We start from the raw sequence: 25081 nt of genomic DNA, 5'->3' as shown, positions 1-25081 counted from the left end.
CGGCGGTCAGACGAGTTTGCTCAAGCGTGTTACCGATGTTCCCGATCGGGGAACGTCTTCATCATGCAAAAGCAAAACGGTGCCGTCAACGGTTTTGTAGTGATTATTTTTGTTCACTACATATTGTCGGACAAAGCTGTTTTGGAATGAGAAAAGTTCCGCTCAGGCAACGGGCGTGGGGGCGTGCAGCACGTAGACGGTGCACGGGTAACCGTCCACTTCGCGTGGCTGGCAGGTGAAGGCGCCAGCGCTTAATTCGGGGATCAACCTGGCCCAGAAGCGCTGCGCCGGCAGGTTGGCGTCGATGTGGAAAATCTGCCACCGACCGGGCAATCGGCTCAAGAGGGCAGAGACGACAAACTGCGCGACGCCTTGGCCACGAAAGCGTCGGGCGAGGAAGAAGTAGCTGATGTTGTGTTCGGCATCGTCGATGTGGATGTCGTTGTCGACGATCACGAACCCGGCGATTTCACCGTCGACGCGGATCAGGAACGGTTGGGTGGCCGGGTGGCGCCAATAGTCGTCTTTGAGGTGAACACTGAAGAAGCCATGCTCGGCGATGTTCAGCGGCAGCCATTGGCTGAAGTCGTGCATGTAGAACTGCATGAGGTTTTCGATGGTTTGCAGTTCGTCGCGCTGGGCGGGGTGCAGTTCGATGGTGGGCATGGTCAATGAACTCCAAAAGGGAGACTTAAGAACCCTGTGGCGAGGGAGCTGGCTCCCGCTGGGGCGCGAAGCGGCCCTAAAGCCTGCAATCGCGATGTTTCAGATAGACCATAGTTGCAGGTTTTGCGACTGCTGCGCAGCCGAGCGGGAGCGAGCTCCCTCGCCACAGGAGCTCAGCTGGTTTGAGTTATTTGGCGGTACGCTTGGTCGCACTGGTGGTTTTACTGCGCGTCGATTTGCGTTTTTTCTTCCACGGCGCCGCAGCCTTGCCAGCGGGAGGCGGGCCGCTGATGGTCAGGCTCAGTGCGGAGCAACGTGTGACCTGCTTGCTCATCCACGCCGCCTGTTTGGTGACGAATTCTTCCAGGCTCATCTCGCCGCTCTGCACCATGTCCAGCGCCTGCTCCCAAATGGCGGTGGTGCCGGGGTCGGCGATTGCCCGGGGCACGGCGTCGATCAGGCTGAAGGCGGCGGGGGTCGCGGCCAGTGCCTTGCCGTTTTTCAGCAGATAACCACGGTCCAGCAGACCTTGAATGATCGAGGCGCGGGTGGCTTCGGTGCCGATGCCGGTGGTGTCCTTGAGCTTCTGTTTCAGCAGTGGATCTTCCACCAGTTTGGCGACGTTCTTCATCGCCTTGATCAGGTCGCCCTCGGTGTAGGGCTTGGGCGGTTGCGTCCACAGGTCCTTGAGGTTCACGCCGGCCACGGCGCAGTCGATGCCCTGGCTCAGCGTCGGCAGGGTTTGCGGGGCCGGTGCTTCACGGCCCTTGGCCGGGGCGAGGGCTTCGGGCAAGGCGCGTTTCCAGCCCGGCTCGATGATCTGCTTGCCAACCGCGCGCAGGGCTTCACCGGCGCAATCGAAATCGGCCTGGGTGCGATCGTATTCATGGTTGGGCAGAAACTGCGCCAGGTAGCGGGCACGAATCAGGGTGTACACCGCTCGGTGTTTGCCGCTCAGGCGCTCGAGATTTTTCGCCGCCGCCGTGGGGATGATGCCGTGGTGGGCACTGACCTTGGCATCGTTCCACGCCCGCGAGCGGCGCTGCGGGTCAAGATGACCGTTCAGTGCTTCAAGGCCAGGATCGGCCTGGCGCAATGCCGCGAGTATCGCCGGTGCCTCGCTGTGCTGGCTCAGCGGCAGAAAGCCGCAATCGCTGCGCGGGTAGGTGATGACCTTGTAGGTTTCGTAGAGCGCCTGGGCGATGTCGAGGGTTTCCTGAGCGCCGAGGCCGAGCTTCTTCGAGCAGACTTCCTGCAGGGTGCCCAGGTCGAACGGCAGCGGCGCCACTTCGCGCATGCGTTCGGTGCGCAGCTTCACCACCTTCGCACTGGCGGCATTGCTGATTGCAGCCGCCGCTTGCTGCGCCAGCGCCTGATTCAGACAGCGGTCCTGATCGTCGCAAACATCGCCGGGTGCACGCCATTGCGCAGTGAACGGCGTGCCGTTGTGCAGCAGTTGCACATCGATCGCCCAATACGGCACCGGCACGAAATCGGCGATGCTGCGGTCGCGATCCACCACCAGTCGCAACGTCGGGGTCTGCACCCGACCGACCGGCAGCACGCCCTGATAGCCGGACTGACGGCCCAATAAGGTGAAGAGGCGACTCATGTTCATGCCGATCAGCCAGTCGGCCCGCGAGCGCCCCAGCGCCGAGTGATAGAGGCTGAAGGTTTCCGCCCCCGGCTTGAGTGCGGCCAGGGCCTTGCGGATCGACGCCTCGTCCAGCGCCGACAGCCACAAGCGGCGGATCGGCCCGCGATAGCGGCAGTGCTCGACCAGTTCCCGGGCAATCATCTCGCCCTCACGGTCGGCGTCGGTGGCGATGATCAGCTCGCTGGCTTCGCCCAGCAGGCGCTTGACCGCTTTGTACTGGCTGGCGGTGCGCGGCTTGACGGTCATTTTCCACTTGTCCGGGATGATCGGCAGATCCGCCAGCACCCAGCGCTTGTAACGCGCGTCGTAGGCGTCCGGCGGCGCTGTTTCCAGCAGGTGGCCGATGCACCAGGTCACCGTGACGTCCGTTCCCAGCCAGCAGCCGTCGCCCCGACGCTTGGCGCCGAGCACGGCCGCAATGTCTTTGGCCTGGGAAGGTTTTTCACAGAGGTACAGCCGCATAACCACCGTCGTCGATCAGTTCACTGGAGCTGCACAGAATGGCTGCTGTTGGCGCCCGGGGCAACTTTTATCTGTATGGATATACAGATAAAAGCGTTGCCGGGGATGACCGGTATTTCCGGGACGCCATGCACCACTATCGAGAAATCGAATGGTGCGCCGGTTGCCGGGCATGGCAGGTTCAGCGGGCCTTTTTAGAAACGCGAGCGACAGGACGATCTCGCCAGAAGATCGCCGTCTCTGCGCACACTGAACTCTGACACAAGGAAGTCCACCATGGCTCAAGCCAAAGCGAAAACCAGCAGCGCCTACGACGAAGTGAATGCCTTCAGCCATCTGTATGACCGCGGCGTCGGCCTGGTCAACGGCAAACCGTCGTTCACCGCCGACCAGGCAGCCGACGAAATCCTGCGCAAAAACCTGTCGTGGCACGACAAGAACGGCGACAGCAAAATCTCCCTGACCTACACCTTCCTGACCGAGAAGCCGGCGAACTACAACCCGAATCTCGGCAACTTCAGCCAGTTCAGCGCGCAGCAAAAGGCTCAGGCCATACTGGCGATGCAATCCTGGGCCGACGTGGCCAAGGTGACGTTCACTGAAGGCAAGGGCGGCGACGGCCACATGACCTTCGGCAACTACGACGTCAGCACCGGCGGCGCGGCGTTCGCCTACCTGCCGAGCGGCGGCAGCTACGACGGCCAGTCGTGGTACCTGATCAACAATCAATATCAGGTCAACAAGACCCCGGACACCAACAACTACGGGCGGCAGACCCTGACCCACGAGATCGGCCACACCCTCGGCCTGTCGCACCCCGGCGCCTACAACGCCGGCAATGGCAGCCCGACCTACAACGACGCCAAATACGCCGAAGACACCCGTGGCTATAGCCTGATGAGCTACTGGAGCGAAGCCAACACCGACCAGAACTTCAGCAAGGACGGCAGCGGCGCCTACGCCTCGGCGCCGTTGCTCGACGATATCGTTGCGGTGCAGAAACTCTACGGCGCCAACTATGAGACTCGCGCCGATAACACCACCTACGGTTTCGGCTCCAACGCCGGGCGCGATTACTACAGCGCGACATCGGCGTCGTCGAAACTGGTGTTCTCGGTGTGGGACGGCGGCGGCGATGACACTCTGAACTTCTCCGGCTTCACCCAGAACCAGAAGATCAACCTCAATGAAGGTTCGTTCTCTGACGTCGGCGGCTTGGTGGGCAACGTGTCGATTGCTTACGGCGTGACCGTGGAAAACGCCGTGGGCGGTTCGGGCAATGACTTGCTGATCGGCAATTCGGCGGTTAACCATCTGTTCGGCGGTGCCGGCAACGACATCCTCTACGGCGGTGGCGGCGCGGATGTGCTGTGGGGCGGCGAGGGCGCAGACACCTTCGTGTTCGGCGCGGCCAGCGACTCGACCGACAACCAGCCGGACTGGATCATGGATTTCAAGAGCGGCGTGGACAAGATCGACCTCTCGGGCATCGCCGCGTTTGCCACGGGGGCGGCGTCGCTGAACTTCGTCAGCAGTTTCACCGGCCACGCGGGCGATGCGATCCTGACTTACTACGCGCAGAACGGTCAGACCGGGCTGCTGGTCGATCTGACCGGGCAGGGGCAGGTTGACTTTGCCGTGGGTGTGGTGGGGCAGGCGGTGGCGACTGACATTGTTGTCTGATGCCTGAAGAGCGGCCCTCACCCTGACCCTCTGCCAGTGGCAGAGGGTCAGGGTGAGGGGCTTCTGGCCGTTCGGCTGCAAAATCGCCCTGACCTGACCCTATGGGCTATACCTGATCCGGTCTCTGCGCCGTATTCAGGAGAAACCTCATGAGCACCACCGGTCTCAACCCCGTCATCACCCTCGAACAACTCCCCGATTGCCTGCTAGTGAAATTCCACGGCATCCAGGTCGCGGCGTCCTCTCACGTGCTGGTCCTCAAAGAGGCCAACTACCCGCCGGTGTACTACGTCCCCCGTGAGGATATAGACGAGAAATACTTCGCCCGCACCGACCACACCAGTTACTGCCCGTACAAGGGCGATGCCAATTACTTCAGCCTGCAAGTGCCGGGGCATGAGGGGGCGAACGCGGTGTGGACGTACGAGAAACCGAAAATCTCGGTTGAACAGATCAAGGACTATGTGGCCTTTTATCCGGATCAGGTGAAGTTCGAGGTGATCGAGGCTGACGCGTAAATTCAGCCAAACCATCATTTGTGGCGAGGGAGCTTGCTCCCGCCGGGCCGCGAAGCGGCCCCCAATCACCGCAATTGCAGGGTTTGCGACTGCTACGCAGTCGAGCGGGAGCAAGCTCCCTCGCCACAGGTAAGCTCAGTCCTTATAGGTGGTGGTCAGCTCGCATTCAGTTCTTGTCCAGATCGATATTCTTCGTCTCACGCAGACAGATCATCCCCACCACCAGGCTCACCCCGGTAATCAGCACCGGGTACCACAGCCCATAGAAAATATCCCCGGTGTACACCACCAGCGCGAACGACACAGTGGGCAGGAACCCGCCGAACCAGCCGTTGCCGATGTGATACGGCAGGGACATCGAGGTGTAGCGGATGCGGGTCGGAAACAGTTCGACCATCAGCGCAGCCAGCGGGCCGTAGCACATGGCCGAGATGATGATCAGCGCGACGATCAGGGCGACGATCATCGGCTTGTTGATCTGTTGCAGGTCCGCCTGTTGCGGGTAGCCGGCGAGGGTGACTGCGCCGCGCAGGGCAGACTCATCGTAGCCGTCGATCTTCATGTCGCCGATGCTCACCTGAACGCCGCTGCCGGCCGGGGCGGCGGCGCTGGTGTAGGGCAGGCCTTGCTTGACCAGGAAGGTCTTGACCTTGTCGCACGGGCTGTCGAATTTGGCCTTGCCCACCGGGTCGAACTGGAAGGTGCAGGTCGCCGGATCCGCCAGCACGGTGATCGGTGCCTGACGGCTGGCCTGATCGATCGCCGGGTTGGCGTAGTGGGCCAGGGATTTGAAGATCGGGAAGTACAGCGCCGTCGCCAGCAACAGGCCGAGCATCAGCACCGGTTTGCGTCCGACCTTGTCCGACAGCCAGCCGAAAAAGATGAAGAACGGCGCGCCGATCACCACGCTGATGATCAGCAGACTGTTGGCCACCGCCGGGTCCATTTTCAGGAACTGCGTGAGGAAAAACAGCACATAGAATTGCGCGGCGTAGAAGGTCACCGCTTGCCCGGCATTGATGCTGAACAGCGCGATCAGCACAACCTTGAGGTTTTCCCATTTGCCGAAGGATTCGCGGATCGGCGCCTTCGAGGCTTTGCCTTCCTCTTTCATTTTCAGATAGGCCGGCGACTCGTGCAGGCTCAGGCGAATCCAGGTGGAGATGCCCAGCAGCACGATCGACAGCAGAAACGGAATGCGCCAGCCCCAGACTTCGAACTGATCGCCGGTGAAGTAGCGGCAACCGAGCACCACCAGCAGCGACAGCAGCAGGCCGAGGGTGGCGGTGGACTGAATCCAGCTGGTGTGGAAACCGCGTTTGCCGATCGGCGCATGCTCGGCGACGTAGGTCGCGGCGCCGCCGTATTCACCGCCCAGCGCCAGACCCTGGAGCATGCGCAGCACCACCAGGATGATCGGCGCGGCGATGCCGATGCTGGCGTAGGTCGGCAGCAGGCCGACGCAGAAGGTCGCGATGCCCATCAGGATGATGGTCGCGAGGAAGGTGTATTTGCGTCCGATCATGTCCCCCAACCGACCGAACACCAGCGCCCCGAACGGCCGCACGATAAACCCGGCGGCGAAAGCCATCAGCGCGAAGATGAACGCGGTGGTGTCGTTGACCCCGGCGAAGAACTGCTTGCTGATCACCGCCGCGAGGGCGCCGTAGAGGAAGAAGTCATACCACTCGAACACCGTCCCCAAAGACGAGGCGAAGATGACTTTCTGCGTGGCATTGCTGGTGCTGGCGCCGCTCGCGGCGTCCAGCGGCTGAGCGTGTTCTGACATGTCGGTATCCCTCACAGTGATTGTTTTTGTTGTTCCACTGGTGTTGCGTGTCCGGGTGAAGCCTTGAATTAAACGCGGTCCCCTGTAGGAGTGAGCCTGCTCGCGATAGCGGTGTATCAGCCAACGCAGATGTTGAATGTTATTCCGTCATCGCGAGCAGGCTCACTCCTACAGGGGTTGTGTTTACAACATTGGGATTGAGGATCAGCTGTGCCGCCTTCTCGGCAATCATCAGCGTAGGCGAACAGGTGTTGCCCGAGGTGATGCGCGGCATGATCGAGGCGTCGGCGATGCGCAGGCCCGGTACGCCATGCACGCGCAGTTGCGCATCGACCACCGCGTCAGCGTCCTGGCCCATGCGGCAAGTGCCGACCGGGTGAAAAATCGTCGTGCCGATTTTTGCCGCGGCTTCGTGCAGTTGCTCCTCGCTTTGCAGGCTGGCGCCGGGCAAGTACTCGACCGGTTTGAACGCTTGCAGGGCCGGGGCGCTGACGATGCGGCGGGTCAGGCGGATGGCGTCGGCGGCCACGCGCAGGTCTTCGGGATGGCTGAGGTAATGGGGTTGAATCAGCGGCGCGGCTTGCGGGTCTGCCGAGCGGATGTCGATCCGCCCACGGCTCTGTGGGCGCAGGTCGCACACCGACGCGGTGAACGCCGGGAAACTGTGCAGCGGCTCGCCAAAACGCTCCAGCGACAATGGCTGCACATGGTATTCGAGGTTGGCCGAAGTCTGCTCCGGCCCGGAACGGGCAAACGCCCCGAGCTGACTCGGCGCCATCGACAACGGCCCGCTACGGTCGTACAGGTAACGCAGGCCCATGCCCATCTTGCCCCAGACGCTGCCGGCGATCTGATTCAGGGTGCGCGCGTTTTGCAGTTTGTAGATCAGGCGCAGTTGCAGGTGATCCTGCAGGTTGCCGCCAACCCCCGGCAATTCATGAATCATCCCGATGCCGAGGCCTTCCAGCAACGAACGCGGGCCGATCCCGGAGCGCTGCAGAATGCCCGGCGAGCCCACGGCGCCGGCGCAGAGGATGATCTCCTTGCGCGCCGTGAAGCTTTGCACCTGGCCTTCGTGACGTGCGCTGACCTTCGACGCACGACCGTTTTCCAGCAGCACCCGATCCACCTCGACCCCGGTCAGCACGGTCAGATTGGCCCGGTCACGAACCGGTTTGAGAAAAGCCTTGGCGGCGTTCCAGCGCACCCCGGCCTTCTGGTTGACCTGAAAGTAACCGCAACCCTCGTTGTCGCCCTGATTGAAGTCATCGATGCTGGCGATGCCGCTTTGCTCGGCGGCGCTGCGGAAGGCGTCGAGAATCGGCCACGACAGGCGCTGTTGCTCGACCCGCCATTCGCCCTGGGCGCCGTGAAATTCGGCAGCGCCGGCAAAGTGGTTTTCGCTTTGTTTGAACAGCGGCAGTACGTCGTTCCAGGCCCAGCCCGGATTGCCCTCGGCCGCCCAGCCGTCGTAGTCGCCGGCCTGGCCGCGCATGTAGATCATGCCGTTGATGGAGGAGCAGCCACCCAGCACTTTGCCGCGCGGGTAGCTCAGGCTGCGGCCCTGCAGGCCGGGTTGTGCTTCGGTCTTGAAGCACCAGTCGGTGCGCGGGTTGCCGATGCAGAACAGATAACCGACGGGGATGTGAATCCACGCATAGTTGTCGCGTCCGCCGGCTTCGAGCAGCAAGACGCGCTGCTGTTTATCCGCCGACAGCCGATTGGCCAGCAAACACCCGGCAGGGCCGGCGCCGACCACGATGTAGTCGTATTGCTCAAGGGAAGTCTGCATTCCCTGACCTCGCTTTTTGTTTTTATTGTCGGACACTCTAGTTGTTAGCTTTCGTCAAAAGAATGTTAGTTTTTGCGCAGCCGCTGTGCGTTTTCAAACAGCCGCAACTGACCTTAGCTGACAAGGACCTGCCATGTTCGACTGGAACGACCTGCGGTTTTTTCTCGAACTGCAACGCAGCGGTCGCCTGCTCACCGCCGCCCGGCGCCTGAACACCACCCATGCCACTGTTGCCCGGCACATCGAGGCCATCGAAAAAAGCCTCGGCACCGCGCTGTTCGTCCAGCATGCGCAGGGCTACGAGATGACCCCGGCGGGGGAGGCGCTGCTCAAGCACGCCGAAGCGATGGAAAACGTCGCGCTGCTGGCCCAGGAAGAAATCACTCAGTCCACTGCGCCGCTGGGCAAGATCCGCGTTGGCGTCACCGAAGGACTCGGCGTCAAATTTCTCGCCAGCCGCATGATCGGCCTGTTTGAACGCTATCCGGGACTGGAAGTGGAACTGGTCGCCGTGCCGCGCTTCGTCAGCATCCTCAACCGCGAGGCGGAAATCAGCATTCATCTGGAGCGCCCGGCCGCCGACATGCTGGTCACGCGCAAACTCACCGACTACCGGCTCGCGCTCTACGCCAGCCAACGCTACCTCGACAACGCGCCGCCGTTGCGCAGCCGCGAAGACCTTGGGCGGCACGCGTGGATCGGTTATGTGGATGATCTGCTGTTCAGCCAGGAACTGATGTTCCTCAACAGCTTCTGCCGCAGCCCGCGCGTCGTGTTCCACAGCACCAGCGTCATCGCCCAGCAGGAAGCGGCGCGTTCGGGGTTGGGCATTGCTGTGCTGCCGTGCTACATGGCCGCGTCCGATCCCGATCTGGTGCCGTTGTTGCCAGACGAGGGCATCGAGCGCAGCTACTGGATCAGCACCCGGCGCGAGTTGCACAAATCGGTGCGGCTGCGGGTGGTCTGGGATTATGTGGTGGGGTTGTGCGAGGCGGAGCAGGGGTTGTTGCGGGGATAGTCCTGACAACAAAAAAACCTGTAGGAGTGAGCCTGCTCGCGATAGCGGTGTGTCTGTGAAACAGAAGTCGTCTGATACACCGTTATCGCGAGCAGGCTCACTCCTACAAGAGGTCGCATTCGGGGTTGAATAATATATGGATGTCCGTATATTCGGTTTTCCATATGTTTGAGTCCGCCCCATGCTCACCCCCACCGAACTCTTCAAAAGCCTGGCCGACGAAACCCGTGTCCGCGCCACCCTGTTGATTGCCGAGCAGGGTGAGCTGTGTGTCTGCGAGTTGATGTGCGCCCTCGATGACCGTCAGCCGAAAATCAGCCGCCACCTGGCGCAACTGCGCAGCAACGGTTTGCTGCTTGATCGCCGTCAGGGCCAGTGGGTGTATTACCGACTCAATCCGCAGTTGCCGGACTGGGTGCACGAAATCCTGCACGTCACCGCCAAGGCCAACGCCGATTGGCTCAAGGACAATGCCTGTCGCCTGCAGAACATGGACGGCCGTCCTGGCCGCGAAACCGCCTGCTGCTGAACCGTTCATTTTTCCGGAGCCACCGATGCGAGTCCTGTTCATGTGCACGGCCAACAGTTGCCGCAGCATTCTTTCCGAAGCGTTGTTCAACCACCTCGCGCCGCCGGGTTTCGAGGCGCTGAGTTCCGGCAGTTTCCCCAAGGGCCAGGTGCTGCCGCGCAGCCTGAGCACCTTGCAGCAGGCCGGGATTTCAACCGAGGGCTTGTCCAGCAAAGGCAACGACGCCTTTGAAGGCAACCCGCCGGACATCGTCATCACCGTGTGTGACAAGGCCGCCGGCGAAGGCTGCCCGGTGTATTTCGGCCCGGCACTGAAAAGCCATTGGGGGCTGGAAGATCCGTCCGATGTGCAGGGTGACGAAGCGGCCATCGACGCGGCGTTCCGTACCACGCTGGCGCACATCGAGCGACGCTGCAAAGCCTTCCTCGACCTGCCGTTCAATCGCCTCAGCCGCACCGAACTGAAAACTGCGCTCGATGACATCGGCGCGCTGTAAGGAGGATCCATGTCAGAGCATTTGCCCAATCTCGACCTGAGCCTGTTCGAGGGTCGAACCATCACGCCTGATCAGCACAAACCACGGATTCTGTTGCTCTACGGCTCGACCCGCGAACGCTCCTTCAGCCGTTTGCTGGTGGAGGAGGCCGCGCGCTTGCTGGAGCACTTCGGTGCTGAAACCCGGGTGTTCAATCCGTCCGGTTTGCCGTTGCCGGACGATGCGCCGGTCGATCATCCCAAGGTCCAGGAACTGCGCGAGCTGGTGTTGTGGTCGGAGGGCCAGGTCTGGTGTTCGCCGGAGCGTCACGGCGCGATGTCGGCGGTGTTCAAGGCGCAGATCGACTGGATTCCGCTGGAGCTCGGCGCGGTGCGTCCGACCCAGGGCAAGACCCTCGCGGTGATGCAGGTCTGCGGTGGTTCGCAGTCGTTCAACGTGGTCAATCAATTGCGCGTGCTGGGGCGCTGGATGCGCATGTTCACCATCCCCAATCAGTCCTCGGTGCCCAAGGCCTACATGGAATTCGACGAGGCGGGGCGGATGAAACCGTCGCCGTTCTATGACCGCGTGGTCGATGTGATGGAAGAGCTGGTCAAGTTCACCGTGCTGCTGCGTGACCGCCAGGCATTTCTGGTGGATCGCTATTCCGAACGCAAGGAAAGCGCCGAGCAGTTGATGGCGCGGGTCAATCAGCGCTCGATCTGAAACGCCGCGCCACGCGTTCATCGGTCGGGCAATGCACAAACGTTCTAGCCGTTCAGGGGCATTTGTGGATTACTGACCCCAGCCCATCAGCGTATTCAAGCCATGAGTAACTGGATCGACCTTGCCCACGACCGGGAAACCGGCATCGAAACCCTGCACGCGCATTTCGCCGGGCACGCGCACGCCTACGATCCGCATTGGCATGAGACCTACCTGATCGGCTTCACCGAGCAAGGCGTGCAGCGCTTCAACAGCCGTCGGGCACGGCATGACAGCACCCCGGGCAAAGTCTTCATGCTCGAACCCGGGGACATTCATGACGGCGATGCGCCGAGCCCGGACGGCTTTACCTATCGCATGCTGTACCTGCAACCGGCGTGGCTCGAACAGGCGCTGGACGGCCTGCAACTGGACGGCTGCGCTGGCGGCTTGCCGGGCATTGGCACGGTGCTCAACGACGATCCCGAATTGGCCCGCGCCACGCTATTCGCGTTCAACTCGCTGCATAAACAGGACGTGCGCATGGTCCGCGAAGTGGCGCTGGATGCGCTGCTTGAACGCCTGGCGCTGCACCTCTATCGGCGCCCGCAACCCTGCGCCAATTTGCGTGCACCGCTGATTGCCCGCCAGGCCCGGGACTACCTGATGGCCTATCACGAGCAGGACATCAGCCTGCACACCCTCGCCGAAGTTTGCGGCACCGATCGCTTTCGTCTGACCCGCGCTTTCAAGGCTGCTTATGGCCTGGCGCCGCACGCGTGGTTGATCCAGTTGCGCCTGACCCGTGGCCGGCAATTGCTCGCTGCCGGGGTGCAACCGGTGGAGGTGGCGAGCAGGCTCGGGTTTGCCGACCAGAGCCACTTGGGCCGCTGGTTCGTGCGCGCCTATGGCATCACCCCGGGCGTCTATCAGCAACGCGCGATCGGCACCTTTCGCCGCTGAACAAACGTTCAAGACCGCAGCTTTATGCAACCGCCACAGTAGGCCCTGACTTTCTACAGGGCCGTGCCATGCTTGCGTTCATTCTCTTTGCCTTCGTTGCCTCGATCACCCCGGGGCCGACCAACCTGATCGTCCTCAGCACCAGCGCCCGACGCGGCTGGCGGCCGTGCCTGCCGATCATTCTCGGTGCGGGAGCGGGCGCCGCGTCACTGGTGTGGGTAGCCGGTGCGGGGGCCAGCACGCTGATGCTGCCCGGCGTGCGCCCGGTGATCAGTGCGCTGGGGATGTGCTGGATGTTGTGGCTGGCGTGGCAGATTTTCACGGCGCCGGCCACCGCCATCGATCCCGCCGCCGGCGAGGAAAAGCCCGAACTGGGCCTGCTCGGCGCCGCGCTGTTGCAATGGGTCAACCCCAAGTCGTGGATGATGGCGATTGCCGTGATCAGCGTGTTCACCGCGCAGGGGCAGGGCTTGAATGCGTTGTGCCTGGCGTTCTTTCTGGTGTCGTTGCCGTGTCTGGCGCTGTGGGCGCTGCTCGGTCGGGGCGCGGCACGCTGGCTGAGCAATCCGGCGCAGTTGCAGTGGCTGAACCGGATCCTCGCGGTGCTGCTGGTGCTTTCATCCGCCGCTGCGCTGCTCCACAGCTAAGCTGAGCGGCACCGACAACGTTGCGCACAACCCACCTTCAGCCCGGTTGACCAGGGTAATCCGCCCACCCAGGCGCAACGCGATGGTGTTGACGATGGTCAGCCCCAGGCCCGCACCGTTGACGTTGCCGCGGCTGTAAAAGCGTTCGAACAACCGCGCCCGGTCCGCCTCGTCGATGCCCGGGCCCTGGTCTTCGACCTTCAGCAGGCACCAGCCGTCGGCCTCGCTCAGCTTGACGGTGATCACGCCGTTCTCCGGGGAGAAGTTGGCGGCGTTGGTGATCAGGTTGCTCAGGGCGATGTCGATGGCGGCGGTGCTGGCCATGACGTGCAGCGCTTGCTCGCTGTCTTCGAAGGCCAGTTCCAGGTGTTTGCTCAGCAGCCACGGCGTCAGTTGCACGAGGCTGTTGCGCACGGTTTCGCTGAGGTCGATGCGTTGCAGCGGCGGCGGGTTGGATTTCGGTTCCAGGCGGGCCATGGTCAGCAACTGGTTGACCAGACGGCTGGCGCGGTCGACGCCAGAAATCAGAAACTGCAAGGACTCGCGGCGCTCCTGTTCGGTGCCGGCCTCCAGCAGGTTTTGCGCGTGCACCCGCAGCACCGCCAGCGGTGTGCGCATCTCGTGGGCGGCGTCGGCGATGAAGCGCCGTTCGCGGCCGAGCACTTCCTGGATCTGCGCGAGCATGCGGTTCAGCGCCGCCTGCATCGGTTCCAGTTCGCTGGGCAGCGGGGTCAGTTGTAACGGCTCAAGCGAGCCACTGTGTCGGGCACGCAGGGTCGCGGCCATGTTCGCCAGCGGCTTGAGGCCCCAGCCGATGGCCAGCCAGACCATTGCCGCGAGAATCAGACTGCCCAGCACGTTCGGCCACAGCGTGTGGCGCACGATGCGGTCGACCAGATCAGTGCGGACATCATCGCGTTCGCCGACCCAGATGCGCAGGCCGTTCTGCGGGTCTTCCAGCATGAAGGCGCGCCAGTGCCGGTTATTCAGATCCACCACATCGCTGAAGCCCGGTTGCGTCGGCGGCGCGGTAAACGACGGGGCACTGGCGGTGTGCACCAGCACTTCTCCCTTGGGGTTCCACACCTGGAAAGCGATCTTGCTTTCGTAAGGGTGACCGTCAACCCGCGGCTTGGCTTCGCTGAGCGCCTGATTGAACGCCTGATACAGTTGCGAATGTTCCTTGCTCGCCAGCGGCATGCGCATCACGCCCTGCAACAGGCGCGCGTTTTGCGCCAGTTGCGCGTCGTAGACTTCGGCGATTTCGTGGTTGCTGTCGTGCAGGTTGAATACGCTGAGCACGGCCAGACCGGTGAGCAGCAAACCGATGATCAGCGTCAGCGTGCGGCGCCGGATCGAGGTCATCGACGCTCCTCCACCAGATAACCCACACCGCGAATGGTGCGGATCAGGTCGGTGGAGAATTTCTTGCGCAAGTGATGGATGTGCACTTCCAGGGTGTTGCTTTCCGCCTCCTCGTTCCAGCCGTACAGCAACTGGATCAGTTGATCACGGGTCATCACCCGGCCCGGCGGCGACAGCAGTTCATGGAGCAGCTGATATTCCTTGGGCGTCAGGGCGACGGGCTGCCCCTGATAACTGACTTGCTGAGTCCCGGGGTTGAGGCTGATACCGGCGTGTTCGATCAGCGCCTGAGCGCGGCCGGCACTGCGCCGCAACAAGGCGCGCAGGCGCGCCTTGAGTTCGGCGAGGTCGAACGGTTTGACCAGGTAATCGTCGGCGCCGGCGTCCAGCCCGGCAATGCGGTCTTCGGTGGCATCGCGGGCGGTGAGGATCAGCACCGGCAGGTTCGACCCGTTGGCGCGCAGACGGCGCAGCACTTCGAGGCCGTCCATGCGCGGCAGGCCCAGATCGAGCACCGCCACGTCAAAGGTTTCACTGAGCAGCGCATGCAATGCGCTGCTGCCGTCCTTGAGCCAGTCGACGGTGTAGCCCTCGCGGCCCAGCGCCTGATGAATGCCTTCACCGAGCGCGACGTCATCCTCAATCAGTAATAAACGCACGCGGACTCCTGTCAGTCGAGTTTCTTGTTCACGTCCACCAGCAGGGCGGCGATCTCTTTCCGGCGCCCGGCATCAGCGGTTTCCCGGCCTGGGCGCGGCGCGGCTTGCAGCGCTTTGAGCAACGCAGCCCTGGCTTCAGCGTAGCGCTTCTGACGGTAGAGGTGATCGCCCCAGAAGTACAGGCTGTCGATGCCGTCCGGGTTCAGTTGCAAGGCTTGCTTGAGCAGTTGCTCGGCCTTGTCGCTGTCGCCGAAACCGATCGGCCAGCCCGGGACGCGATCATACAGCGCCGCCAGGCTGGTGTAGGCCGAACCTTGCAGAGCCTTGGGGTCGAGCGTCAGGGCTTTTTCCAGATCAGCCTTGGCGTCCTTGGCCTTGCCCAGCGCGCCGAGCCCGCCCTGGGCGCCGGCCCAACTGCTGGTGACAATGCCTTTCCAGATCCACGCTTCGGCCACCGCCGGACGCTGGGTGGTGAAAGCGCTGGCGTCGGACGCCAGCTGCTCGAACGCGGCGGCGCGTTGCTTTTCTGCCACTTCATATTGGATGTGCGCCCAACTCTGCTGGATCCCGTTGAGGCGCTGCTGATCGGCCGGTTCCAGCGCCCAGACGCTTTGGCTGAGGGCGACGAACAACAGGCATGCGCTAAGTTTTTTCATGGCTTCAGAGACTCGTTGTCGGGTTTTTCACTGAGGCGGCGAATCAGCGGCAGTTGCTTGCGCAAGCCTCGATCCACCAAGTGCGGCAGCAGGTTGTTGAGGCGCACGAAAAAGCGCTCCGGCCAGCCCAGGTACAAGTCGCGACGGTCGCCGGCAATCGCATGGACCACCGCCGAGGCCACGGTTTGCGGGTCATCGACGTTGGACTTGAGCGCATCGTTCAAGGCTTGCGCCGCCGCGCTGTTCATCGATGTGCGGGTGGCCCGGGGCGCTACATACAGCACGTTGACCCGGGTGTCGGCCAGTTCCCGGCGCAGCGCTTCGGAGAAACCGCGCAGGGCGAACTTGGTCGCGCAATAACTGGCGTAACCGGCGTAGCCAATCGAGCCGTAGGTGGAGCCGACATTCACCACCATGGCGCTGTCGGCCTCTTTGAGCAGCGGCAGCAGCAGTTTGGTCAGGCAGATCGGCGCACTGATGTTCACCGCCAGCATCGCGTTGATCTCGCTGTCATCCAGCTGCTCGAGCATGGCGAAGTGGTTGACCCCGGCGGCGTTAATCAGCAGGTTGATGCCGCCGATGGCTTCGGCGGCGGCCAGCACTTTGCGCCGGTCGCTGAGGAAGGTCAGGTCGGCGGCGATCCAGCACAGGCTGTCGGGGTAGCGCGCCAGCAGCGGCGCCAGCGCCTCGTCATGCCGCGCCACGGCCAGCACCTTGGCACCGGCGGCGCACAAGGCCTCGGTAATCGCCATGCCGATGCCGCCACTGGCACCGGTCAAGACTACCCGTGCGTCACGCAGCTGCATGTTGAGTCTCCGCGTCACGCGGCAGGCCACGGAACATGTCGGTGTACAGGCGATAGACGACTTTCGAGGCGTGGATCACTGCCGCCTGGTCCTGCGGATCTTCCAGCTGATTCATCAGTCGGCGATAGGTTTGCATGTGCTCGATGTCCAGCGAACCGTGCGAGTTGAGGTAGCTGAACGCGGTGTCCGGCAGCGCCAGACGCTCACGAATGCTGCCTGCCGCGTGGGTCGCCAGGGCGATGCTGGTGCCTTCGAGCACGTTGACCATGCCGAACAGGCCCACCGGGTTGCCGCGCGCGATCAGGTCGTAGAGAAAACTCACCATCAGTTCGATCGGCAGCGAAGGCTGGCCGTCGCGCACCGCATCGCGATCACCGCCACACGCAGCGATGTCGTTGAGCACCCAGTGCTCATGGCCGTATTCATCTTCGATGTACTCGGCCACCGCTTTGCGCAGCCATTCCAGGCGTGTCGGCAGGCGTGCACCGCAGGCCATCATCAGCGGCACGGTGTGGCGCACGTGGTAGTACGCCTGCGCGAGAAACGCCCGATAGCTGTCGAGGCTGACCTTGCCTTGCAGGGCATCGAGGATGATCGGCAAGTTGAACAGCTCATGGCGTTCCTGTTGCGTGGCTTCTTGCAGGGTGTCGAAAAAACTCATGATGCGGACTCCTCGGAAACAGCGGATTCAGTCAGTTGGGCGTGGTACTGCGCGACGATCGCTTCGCGGCGCGGGCGGCCATTGGCGGTGAGCAAACCATTGCTGGCGGTGAACGGTTGCGGCAGGCGTGTCCAGCGATGAACCTGGGCGTAATCGGGCAAGGCTTCGTTGGCTTCAGCGACCGCCGCTGCCAGCTCCGCGTCGCTGCAATCGGCGCGGTGCGGCCAGAGCAGGGCGTGGTTGTGCGGCAGGGCCTCGCCGTAGACGAAGGCCTGGGCGATGTGACGGCGCTGGGTCAGTTCGGACTCGACCCATTCCGGGTTGACGTTGCGTCCGAAACTGGTGACGAACTGGTGCTTCTTGCGGCCCTTGAGGTAGAGAAAACCTTCCGGATCGAACTCGCCCAGATCACCGCTTGGCCACCATTCCTCGGCGTACGCTGTGTCGCCCAGATAACCGAGCAGGGTCGAGCCCTTGATCAGCACTTCACCGTCCTCGGCCAGGCGCACTTCAACGTGCGGCAGCGGCTGGCCGACGCTGCCCGGACGCCGCGCGCCGGGGCGATTGAGGCACACCACCGAGGCGCACTCGGACAAGCCGTAACCTTCAAACACCGGCAGACCGACACGCTGCGCGCGGTGCAGCAAATCCTCCGACACCCGCGCCCCCCCTACGGCGGCGAAGCGCAGTTTTTGCGGGTCGAAGGCCTTCTGCTCGGCGGCGCTGACCAGTAACAACAGCAACTGCGGCACCAGGATCAGACTCTCCGGCGCCCGTCCGGCCAGATAGCCCAGCAGGTGCGGGACATCGACGCCGCTGGCGCCCTGGATGCCCAGGGTTTTCTGGCTCGGCAGACTCAACGTCGCACCGGCGTACAGCGCGGCGTAGCAGCCGAGGTTTTCCAGCAGAATCGCCAGTGGCAACAGCGCCAGATGATGCTGCGGATCGGTGGACTTGCTCGCCTGCTCCAGCTCCCGCGCCACGCGCAGCAGACTGTCGGCACTCAGGCACACGCCTTTCGGCGTGCCGGTGGTGCCGGACGTGAAAGTCAGTTTGGCGGTGCCGGCCGGCATCCGACTCGGGCCATCGAACGTGCGGCACCAGAACTCGCCACGTTGTTCATAGCCGGCGGCGAGCAGTTCGGCTTCCAGTTCAGGTTCGGCGATCACTCGTTCGGCCTGGCTTTGCGCCAGACAATGAGCGCGTTGCGCCGGGCTGAAAAACGGCGGCAGGGTCACGCAGGTCAGGCCTTCGAACAGCACGGCCAGATCCCACAGCATCGCGTCGACACCGTTATCCAGCGCCAGGCCAATCACCTGCGCCTGTTCATCGCGCAGGCGCTCCTGGCGATACAGCACCTCGGCGTACAGCGTGGCGTAATCGAGCTTTAGCGTGTCGCCCCACAGGGCGGTGGTGTTGTCATTGCGCCGGGCATGGTCGCGCAAGGTTTCCTGGAAGCGTTGCAGCTCAAGCAACATGGCAGGCTCCTTCAATCGAACCCGGCAGACCCAGGCGGGTAAACAGGCCGATATTGCGCAGATGGATGAAGCCGGCGCGGATGTTGCCGACATGCACCCAGGGTTTGCTTTCGTAATAACTGCCCCAGTGTTGACGCTCGTCACCCAGTCGTTCCGGGTCGGCGGCGCATAATGTCACTGGCTTCAGACCGAGCCGATGGAAGCTGTTGACCAGCCCGATGTTGCCGGTGAACGTCACCCATTCCAGGCCGCCCATCGCCAGCAGGTAGGTGATGGCGATGATGCTCAGCCGCGCACTGCCGGTGTCGCTGGCGGCGAGGTTGCCGACCTCGACAATGGCGCTGCGCTCAACCGCACGATCCGCCGCCGCACTGATCAAGGGTTCGATCGGCTCATCCAGGTAGCGCTCCAGAAACAGCGGCTGCAGATGCGCTCGGCGCACCCCGGCCACCGCACACAGTTCGCCGTCGCCGTTGTGCATGCCGAACAGCTCGGGCATAAAGTGTCGGATGTCAGCGCCGTGGGCTTTGCGAAAACGTTGCTGGATGAAGGCTTCGAAGGTCTCTCGCAGCGCGTCGTCGGGCAGCGCGCCGGTCAAGGTCATCTGCGGCGTTTCGGCTTGACCGAAGCGCAGGGGAAGGGGGATGTTCCAGTCGAATTCGGGCATGGGCAGAACGCCTCCCTCAATGGTTTGAGCGGAGTATCGAAGGCATTTCTTAACGAAGTCTGAAGGTGAAAAAATGTTAACGAAGCAGTCTGTCTTCAGACTGTCTTAAGGCTGGGCGGGCAGGGTGGCACCGTCGGTTCGCCCGGCACCGGATCGAGGCGGTCGAACGAATCGACCGTCGCTCACGACACTATCGAGGCGCTAATCATGACCCGCGACAACGCCGTACCGCGTTATGGAAAACTGTCAATTACGTTGCATTGGCTGATGCTGGCGCTGTTCGTCGGCGTGTATGCCTGCGTCGAAATCAAGGGCTTCATGCCCAAGGGCAGCGAAGCGCGCGGCCTGCTGATGGGCTTCCACGGCCTGTTCGGCACGAGCATTTTCGTCCTGGTCTGGGTGCGCCTGCTCGGCCGCCTGAGCCCACGCCCGCCGATCACTCCCAAGCCACCGGCCTGGCAGACCGGCATCTCGCACCTGATGCACCTGGCGCTGTACGGGCTGATGATCGCCACGCCGATCCTCGCCTGGCTGATGCTCGCCGCCGCCGACAAACCGTTCCCGTACTTCGGCTTCCACGTCCCGGCGCCGGTGGCGATCGACCCGGACTTCGCCAAACAACTCAAGTACTGGCATGAAACGCTGGGCAGCGCGGGCTACTGGCTGATCGGCCTGCACGCGGCGGCGGGGCTGTTTCACCACTACTGGGTGCGGGATAACACGCTGGTGCGGATGTTGCCGGGCCGTACGGATTAACCTTGATCCACCTGTAGGAGTGAGCCTGCTCGCGATAGCGGTAGACCCGTCAGCATGAGTGTCGACTGAACAGACGCCATCGCGAGCAGGCTCACTCCTACAAGTTTTGTGGTGTGTTCAAGTAATCGACGCTTCAGGTTTTGCACCTGCCTGCCGATGAAATCTGCACGATTTCAACGGATGCCGTTCATGAACAAGGTTGTTGCTCTACTGGCGCTTACCGCCCTCGTCGCAGGCTGCAAATCCAACAGTTCTTATACCCAGGTCGCAGATTTTCCCGCTCTGCGTTGCTTCGCCTACTGGGATGATAAAGCCATCACCTCGCTGGAAGTCAGCTATATCCGCGACCTGAGTCAGAACGGTAACCTGCCGTGCACGATCATGCTGGGCGACCTGTACGAGAAGGGGCGCGGTGTACCGCAGGACTTTTCCAAAGCCAAGGCCCTCTATCAATCCGTAGCCGATAAAGACGCCAGCGCCTACGGTCAACTTGGGCGCATGGCCGAAGAAGGCATCGGCGGGCCGGTCAATGACACCGATGCGCGGCAGTTTTATCAGCGTGCCGTGAGCAAGCCCGAGCAGCAGCGCAGTGAAGCCAAACTGGCCAAATACATGGAGGACGGGCGCGGTGGCCCGCAGGATCTGCAAGGTGCGCTGACGCATTACTTCAACGCCACGCAGTATCTCGGTGATGACGCGTGGCAAGGCATCGAACGCCTGCGCGCCAAAGGCTTGCCTCTGACGATCGAGCAGCAACAGCGCTATAACAATCTCTTTGTCAGCAGCGTGCAAAGCGGCCTCAAGAAACGGGTCGCCGCCATAGAGAAGACTCTAGAGAACAACGTCAATTCGACGTCTGCCACCAAACCGGTGCAAGTACAGCTGGAGCACACCCCCGGCGCATTGGCCCCGGTGGTTTCGATACGGCAAAGCTCGGGCGATAGCGCCCTTGATCAAAGAGTCATGCAGGCCTTCAGCGATTATCGCTTTCCCGGTGACCCGATCATGCCACCGGGCCAGAAGAGCTATCAGGCGATCCCGGTCGTCAGGACCGACGGCAAGAGTCCGCGGCAGCGATTTGACGAGAGCAGAAAGAACTGAGTCTTCCCTCGATTGAATCAGCTCCAACCGTGGCACCTTAAAGCGATATGAACGGATGACACTCATGAACAAGGCAGTTGCTATTCTGGCCCTCACGATCCTCGTTGCAGGCTGCAAAACCACTCCACCCACTCCTCAGGAAGCAAGCCTCACCGGCACTCGCTGCCTGCTGTTCGCCAAGGTGAGTGACCTTTCCGCTGACCGCGTCGACTACATCCGCGATGCCAGCAACAACGGCAACCTCAACTGCAAGCTTGCGCTCGGCGCTTTGTATGAGTTTGGTCGTGGCGGTTTATCGCCGGATGTGCGCAAGGCGCGCTCCCTGTATGAGTCTGTCGCTACGGTGGACGGCGCCGGTTATGAGCAACTGGCGCGCATGGCCGAGGAGGGCCGCGGGCAGGCGCCCGACGCTGTCGAGGCGCGACGGCTTTATCAGTTGGCGCTCGCACACCGAGAGAGCGCCAAGAGTGAGTTCGCGCTGGCCCGGTTGATGGAAGAGGGCCGAGGTGGCCCGCAAGACCTGTCCGGGGCACTGACGCATTACCTCAATGCCACACAGCAAATCGATGACCAGGCGTGGGTCGGCGTGCAACGAGTCCGCGCCCAGGGGTTGACCCTGACTGCCGAACAGACACAGCGCTACAACGAAAAATGGTACGACGCTGTTAGCACCAGTCTCGCAAGTACGGTGTACGACACCGAGTTGCTGTTGAACAGACAGATCAAACCCGGCACCGCTAGTAAACCGGTCACGTTGGAGGCGAAAGGCAAACCCGGTTCGCTGGTGCCGCAACTCACCTTGGTCGAAAGTTCTGGCAATCACGACGTGGACCAGGCCGTACTCAAGGCCCTCAGCGAATACCGCTATCCCGCGCTGCCGATCCTCAAAGCAGGGCAGGAATCGTGGTCATCCGAATTCCCGGTGAAGGTCGGCGTGAACTGATCGGGCTGGCCGGGCCACTTGCCGGAACAGCGTCCCGCGTCCACTCTATGACCTGCCGACAAGGAGCGTCCGCCGACCCTCCGTCGTCACCCAAGGGAGCTGGCAGCATGAGCGAAGACAACAAGGTAAAAGGCCCGGCGTCGTACTTTCCCGCTATCGAAAAGAAATACGGCCAGCCTATCGAGCACTGGCTGAACCTGCTCGCCGGCATCACCGACAAGAAGCACATGGAGCTGGTGGCGTGGCTCAAGGAGGAACACGGCATGGGCCACGGTCATGCCAACGCCTTGGTTGCGCATCATCTGACGGTTAAAAAGTGAGGGCAGGGCAGCGATGAATTTCTCCCACCGGCCAGTGACGGCCGACGACGTCAAAACGATCTGCAGCTTTCCGCAAGGCGAACAAGAGCTGTTCTTCATGTTCCCGAAAGCGAGCTTCCCGCTGACGGAAGAGCAGATGCACACCGCGATCAGTCAGCGCTTCGACTCCACGGCTTTTCTGGCCAACGGCGAGTTCGTCGGCTTCGCCAACTTCTACCGTGCCGAGCACGACGGCGTCTGCTGCATCGGCAACGTCATCGTCGCGCCATACGCCCGGGGTCAGGGTGTCGCTCGCTACATTGTCGAAACCATGACCGCCGTCGGCTTCGAAAAGTATCAGGCCAGGGAAGTGCAGCTGTCCTGCTTCAACGAAAACACCGCGGGGTTGCTGCTTTACCCAAAACTCGGCTTCGTGCCGTTCTCCATCGAAGAGCGTGCTGCGCCGGGTGGCAGGCGTGTGGCGCTGATCAACATGACGCGTGGCCGAGAATAGTCATCCCCCAATCCCTGTGGGAGCCGGGCTTGCCCGCGATGGCGTTCGTCCGGTCGGACTTGCTCGCAAGTCTTGCGCGGAACCTGTGGGAGCTGGCCTGCTAGCGATTGCGTCACGTCAGTCGACGCGTCAAGTGTTGAGGGATGTGCTAATCCGGTCTCGTAAATGATTCATCAACAAAGCGAACAAGAATGGACACATTGAAAGAAGAGTCGCGAGCAGTAAAGGTGGCAGCGGCTTGGCAGTCGCTGACCAAGCAGATGCTCAATGCAAAAGCGGTGCACCGGATCGAGCATCTGGTTTCCAGGCATCACCCTGTCAACGTACCGTCGAGTGCAGGAGTGTATGCATTCTGGTGGATGGGCTGCCGTGAGCTTCTCATGAGCGCTAATCGGCATATTATTCTGAAGGGGCCGGGAGGCTCTGATGTCGATGTGCGCTACCACGACTGGTGGCCGGCAGACGCACCGTACCCGTGTTTGTATGTCGGTAAGGCGACCGATTTAAAGCGTCGGCTGAGGGAACACCGTTTGCCTGGTACACCTGGTCGCGCGCACCCACCGTTAACTCAGAATAATAAGGCCAAGCCTCGAACAACCTCATGCCAGTTGCGGTTTGGCATCGAACACGTTTTTCCTCGGGAAACTGATCCCCTGACATTGATAAACAACAACATCGGGTTTTCCTGGTGCGATGACTTTCCGGATAACGCGGTCGCTGAGCGTTTCTTTGCCGAAGACAAACTGGTTGGGCACCTTCGGCCCTGGTTCAACATCGATTCAGAGCGGTGATGTGCGATGAGGGGCTCTTGCCCCTTGTTGAGACTTTTCAAAGGGTTTGATGATGTCAGAAGCAACCGCACGCTTGACCTACCGACGCCCAAAGCCAGCAGACCTGCCCACCGTTTTCAGCATTTTCGGCGACCCACAAAACAACCTGTTCAACCCCGCCGGCCCCATGACCGACGTCGCCCAGGCCGAAGCACTGCTGAATCGCTGGCTGCAACACTGGGAAACCCACGGCTACGGATGGTGGGCAATCAGCAGCGCACAAGCCCCTGAGCAGATCCTCGGATTCGCCGGCATCGCCGCCCACGACTACCTGGGCAAACAGGTTATCAACCTCGGCTATCGCTTCGCCGTCCAAGCGTGGGGCCACGGCTACGCGACAGAGGCCGCACAAGCCGCGCTGACCCACGCCTTCGATCATCTCGAGTTGCCTGAAGTCTTCGGCCTGGTCAGGCCCGATCATGTGGCGTCCATCCGCGTTCTGGAGAAAATCGGCATGCGCCGTATCGATGAGCTGGACGACGTACCCGGCAAAGCCCCCAGCCTGATATTCCGCATCCAACGAGATGCGTGCTGACTCGACCACATCCCCCTTGTAGGAGTGAGCCTGCTCGCGAAGACGCCAGCCCGGCCACCATCAATCTCAACCGAGCCCAAAATCCCTGTGGGAGCTAGCCTGCTAGCGAAGACGCCAGTCCATCCACCCCATCAACCGCTGACCGAAATAAACAGTAAAACCACCACTGTTTAAACGAAGCCTTCCGTAACCCCCTACGCCCTACAACGTCTTGCGCCATCGCCTACGACTACGCCAGAATCCGCCGGCTTGTGCGTCTAGGTCGCGGGTTCTATCGTCTGTCGGTCACTGAAAAACAGTGATCGGGTTTGGTAGCCCTGAGTTCTCGTAGATTGCATAAGCATCATGCTCCGCAGTGCCTGTCCGGCACGGCTTTATGGTGGTCATGCACAGGGCGTCTTCGGGCGCGCCGGTTTTCTACGTCCCGGTCTACCAACCTGCGCATGGCCGCCACCCTCGTTTGGTAGCGAGAGTGATGGCTCCCTTTTTTGACGTAGGAGCTTCACCATGATCAAACCAACACCCAACCCCCCAGAAACCGACCTCGCATCCCCCTACGAATCTCTCGATTCCAAAAAGCTCAACGAAGCCGCCGAGCGCGCCCTCGACCACTACCTGTCCCCGGCCACTCAAATCATGGCCAGCCCCCATGAACCCCAACCCATGTTCCTCGCCAACCCGAAGTGCGACACCGAATCCCTGCTCGCCAACGCCAGCGAAACCCTCGGCTGCGCCAGCGAAATGCTCAACAACTTCGCCGCCATGCTCGACACCTCTCACCGCAAAACCGCACTGGGCATCGCCCAAGTCGTCATGCTCGGCGAACTCGCCGTAAACCAGGCCCTCGACAACGTCGAAATCGCCCACTGACCACCCCGGTGCGACGGGCCCGAACCCTCGTCGCACC

At 62.1% G+C, this 25081-nt stretch carries 27 protein-coding genes; 16 read left to right on the top strand and 11 right to left on the bottom strand.

What is annotated here, in order from left to right:
• Positions 1-162: 162 nt before the first annotated feature.
• Together J5M57_RS01030 and J5M57_RS01025 are read right to left on the bottom strand one after the other, a co-directional pair.
• Positions 163-666 carry a GNAT family N-acetyltransferase gene (locus J5M57_RS01030; RefSeq protein ID WP_207849835.1) on the bottom strand — a complete coding sequence of 168 codons (504 nt, stop codon included), beginning with the start codon at positions 664-666 and terminating at the stop codon, positions 163-165.
• Positions 667-853: 187 nt separating this feature from the next.
• Complete coding sequence (locus J5M57_RS01025; protein WP_207849834.1) at positions 854-2785, bottom strand: DNA topoisomerase III; 1932 nt, start codon at positions 2783-2785, stop codon at positions 854-856.
• 276 nt (positions 2786-3061) lie between these two features.
• Here J5M57_RS01025 and J5M57_RS01020 point away from each other — a divergent pair, with 276 nt between their 5' ends.
• Together J5M57_RS01020 and J5M57_RS01015 are read left to right on the top strand one after the other, a co-directional pair.
• Complete coding sequence (locus J5M57_RS01020) at positions 3062-4468, top strand: serralysin family metalloprotease (RefSeq protein WP_207849833.1); 1407 nt, start codon at positions 3062-3064, stop codon at positions 4466-4468.
• Between the two features lie 149 nt (positions 4469-4617).
• Positions 4618-4986 carry a DUF427 domain-containing protein gene (locus J5M57_RS01015; RefSeq protein ID WP_207849832.1) on the top strand — a complete coding sequence of 123 codons (369 nt, stop codon included), beginning with the start codon at positions 4618-4620 and terminating at the stop codon, positions 4984-4986.
• A gap of 166 nt (positions 4987-5152) precedes the next feature.
• On the opposite strand, the gene J5M57_RS01010 is transcribed toward J5M57_RS01015, so the two are convergent.
• Both J5M57_RS01010 and J5M57_RS01005 read right to left on the bottom strand, forming a co-directional pair.
• Positions 5153-6775 carry an MFS transporter gene (locus J5M57_RS01010; protein ID WP_064588008.1) on the bottom strand — a complete coding sequence of 541 codons (1623 nt, stop codon included), beginning with the start codon at positions 6773-6775 and terminating at the stop codon, positions 5153-5155.
• Between the two features lie 139 nt (positions 6776-6914).
• On the bottom strand, positions 6915-8567 hold the full coding sequence (locus J5M57_RS01005) for a GMC family oxidoreductase N-terminal domain-containing protein (protein WP_207849831.1): 1653 nt from the start codon (positions 8565-8567) through the stop codon (positions 6915-6917).
• Between the two features lie 133 nt (positions 8568-8700).
• On the opposite strand from J5M57_RS01005, the gene J5M57_RS01000 reads away from it, so the two are divergent.
• The 6 genes from J5M57_RS01000 to J5M57_RS00975 all read left to right on the top strand — a co-directional run bounded on the left by J5M57_RS01000 (position 8701) and on the right by J5M57_RS00975 (position 12904).
• On the top strand, positions 8701-9585 hold the full coding sequence (locus tag J5M57_RS01000) for a LysR family transcriptional regulator (RefSeq protein WP_064588006.1): 885 nt from the start codon (positions 8701-8703) through the stop codon (positions 9583-9585).
• Positions 9586-9766: 181 nt separating this feature from the next.
• On the top strand, positions 9767-10114 hold the full coding sequence (locus J5M57_RS00995) for a metalloregulator ArsR/SmtB family transcription factor (RefSeq protein WP_207849830.1): 348 nt from the start codon (positions 9767-9769) through the stop codon (positions 10112-10114).
• 25 nt (positions 10115-10139) lie between these two features.
• Positions 10140-10610, top strand: a complete 471-nt coding sequence (locus J5M57_RS00990; RefSeq protein ID WP_207849829.1) for an arsenate reductase ArsC — start codon at positions 10140-10142, stop codon at positions 10608-10610.
• A 9-nt stretch (positions 10611-10619) separates the two neighbouring features.
• A complete protein-coding gene (gene arsH / locus J5M57_RS00985) occupies positions 10620-11315 on the top strand; it encodes an arsenical resistance protein ArsH (protein ID WP_169841346.1) in 696 nt (231 codons plus the stop codon).
• Between the two features lie 102 nt (positions 11316-11417).
• Positions 11418-12257: an AraC family transcriptional regulator gene (locus J5M57_RS00980; protein ID WP_207849828.1), complete on the top strand. Its 840-nt coding sequence runs from the start codon at positions 11418-11420 to the stop codon at positions 12255-12257.
• A gap of 68 nt (positions 12258-12325) precedes the next feature.
• On the top strand, positions 12326-12904 hold the full coding sequence (locus J5M57_RS00975; protein WP_169841347.1) for a LysE family translocator: 579 nt from the start codon (positions 12326-12328) through the stop codon (positions 12902-12904).
• On the opposite strand, the gene J5M57_RS00970 is transcribed toward J5M57_RS00975, so the two are convergent.
• The 7 genes from J5M57_RS00970 to J5M57_RS00940 are packed head-to-tail and all read right to left on the bottom strand — an operon-like array spanning position 12875 to position 19196.
• Entirely contained in the window at positions 12875-14269 is a 1395-nt protein-coding gene (locus J5M57_RS00970; RefSeq protein ID WP_207849827.1) for an ATP-binding protein, read from the bottom strand. The two genes, J5M57_RS00975 and J5M57_RS00970, sit on opposite strands and share 30 nt — an antisense overlap.
• Entirely contained in the window at positions 14266-14928 is a 663-nt protein-coding gene (locus tag J5M57_RS00965; RefSeq protein ID WP_169841349.1) for a response regulator, read from the bottom strand. Before J5M57_RS00965 ends, J5M57_RS00970 begins: the two co-directional genes overlap by 4 nt.
• 11 nt (positions 14929-14939) lie before the next feature.
• A complete protein-coding gene (locus tag J5M57_RS00960) occupies positions 14940-15584 on the bottom strand; it encodes a tetratricopeptide repeat protein (RefSeq protein WP_064588000.1) in 645 nt (214 codons plus the stop codon).
• On the bottom strand, positions 15581-16390 hold the full coding sequence (locus tag J5M57_RS00955; RefSeq protein WP_207849826.1) for an SDR family oxidoreductase: 810 nt from the start codon (positions 16388-16390) through the stop codon (positions 15581-15583). Before J5M57_RS00955 ends, J5M57_RS00960 begins: the two co-directional genes overlap by 4 nt.
• Positions 16377-17051, bottom strand: coding sequence for an iron-containing redox enzyme family protein (locus tag J5M57_RS00950; protein WP_169841350.1), 675 nt, complete (start codon positions 17049-17051; stop codon positions 16377-16379). Before J5M57_RS00950 ends, J5M57_RS00955 begins: the two co-directional genes overlap by 14 nt.
• Complete coding sequence (locus J5M57_RS00945) at positions 17048-18529, bottom strand: AMP-binding protein (RefSeq protein WP_207849825.1); 1482 nt, start codon at positions 18527-18529, stop codon at positions 17048-17050. Before J5M57_RS00945 ends, J5M57_RS00950 begins: the two co-directional genes overlap by 4 nt.
• The gene (locus J5M57_RS00940; RefSeq protein ID WP_083368765.1) at positions 18519-19196 is read right to left on the bottom strand and encodes a thermostable hemolysin; all 678 of its coding nucleotides are present in this window, start codon (positions 19194-19196) and stop codon (positions 18519-18521) included. Before J5M57_RS00940 ends, J5M57_RS00945 begins: the two co-directional genes overlap by 11 nt.
• A gap of 207 nt (positions 19197-19403) precedes the next feature.
• Between J5M57_RS00940 and J5M57_RS00935 the strand changes: the two genes are divergently transcribed.
• The 8 genes from J5M57_RS00935 to J5M57_RS00900 all read left to right on the top strand — a co-directional run bounded on the left by J5M57_RS00935 (position 19404) and on the right by J5M57_RS00900 (position 25044).
• Positions 19404-19952 (top strand): cytochrome b, encoded by a 549-nt coding sequence (locus J5M57_RS00935; RefSeq protein ID WP_083368766.1) that lies wholly within the window; start codon positions 19404-19406, stop codon positions 19950-19952.
• A gap of 189 nt (positions 19953-20141) precedes the next feature.
• Positions 20142-21053, top strand: coding sequence for an SEL1-like repeat protein (locus J5M57_RS00930; RefSeq protein ID WP_207849824.1), 912 nt, complete (start codon positions 20142-20144; stop codon positions 21051-21053).
• A 64-nt stretch (positions 21054-21117) separates the two neighbouring features.
• Entirely contained in the window at positions 21118-21996 is an 879-nt protein-coding gene (locus J5M57_RS00925; protein ID WP_207849823.1) for a tetratricopeptide repeat protein, read from the top strand.
• A gap of 107 nt (positions 21997-22103) precedes the next feature.
• On the top strand, positions 22104-22316 hold the full coding sequence (locus tag J5M57_RS00920) for a DUF4287 domain-containing protein (protein ID WP_064587993.1): 213 nt from the start codon (positions 22104-22106) through the stop codon (positions 22314-22316).
• A gap of 13 nt (positions 22317-22329) precedes the next feature.
• Positions 22330-22809: a GNAT family protein gene (locus tag J5M57_RS00915; protein ID WP_207849822.1), complete on the top strand. Its 480-nt coding sequence runs from the start codon at positions 22330-22332 to the stop codon at positions 22807-22809.
• A gap of 191 nt (positions 22810-23000) precedes the next feature.
• Positions 23001-23600, top strand: a complete 600-nt coding sequence (locus J5M57_RS00910) for a GIY-YIG nuclease family protein (RefSeq protein WP_207849821.1) — start codon at positions 23001-23003, stop codon at positions 23598-23600.
• Between the two features lie 52 nt (positions 23601-23652).
• The gene (locus tag J5M57_RS00905) at positions 23653-24174 is read left to right on the top strand and encodes a GNAT family N-acetyltransferase (RefSeq protein WP_207849820.1); all 522 of its coding nucleotides are present in this window, start codon (positions 23653-23655) and stop codon (positions 24172-24174) included.
• A 507-nt stretch (positions 24175-24681) separates the two neighbouring features.
• The gene (locus J5M57_RS00900) at positions 24682-25044 is read left to right on the top strand and encodes a DUF6124 family protein (RefSeq protein WP_064587989.1); all 363 of its coding nucleotides are present in this window, start codon (positions 24682-24684) and stop codon (positions 25042-25044) included.
• The last annotated feature ends 37 nt before the right edge of the window (positions 25045-25081 follow it).

Origin of the sequence: Pseudomonas sp. 86_A, from assembly GCF_017491705.1 — a bacterium.
Taxonomy (GTDB): domain Bacteria; phylum Pseudomonadota; class Gammaproteobacteria; order Pseudomonadales; family Pseudomonadaceae; genus Aquipseudomonas; species Aquipseudomonas koreensis.
The sequence above is the reverse complement of the archived record's forward strand: the minus strand, read 5'-3'. Positions and strand labels throughout refer to the sequence as shown.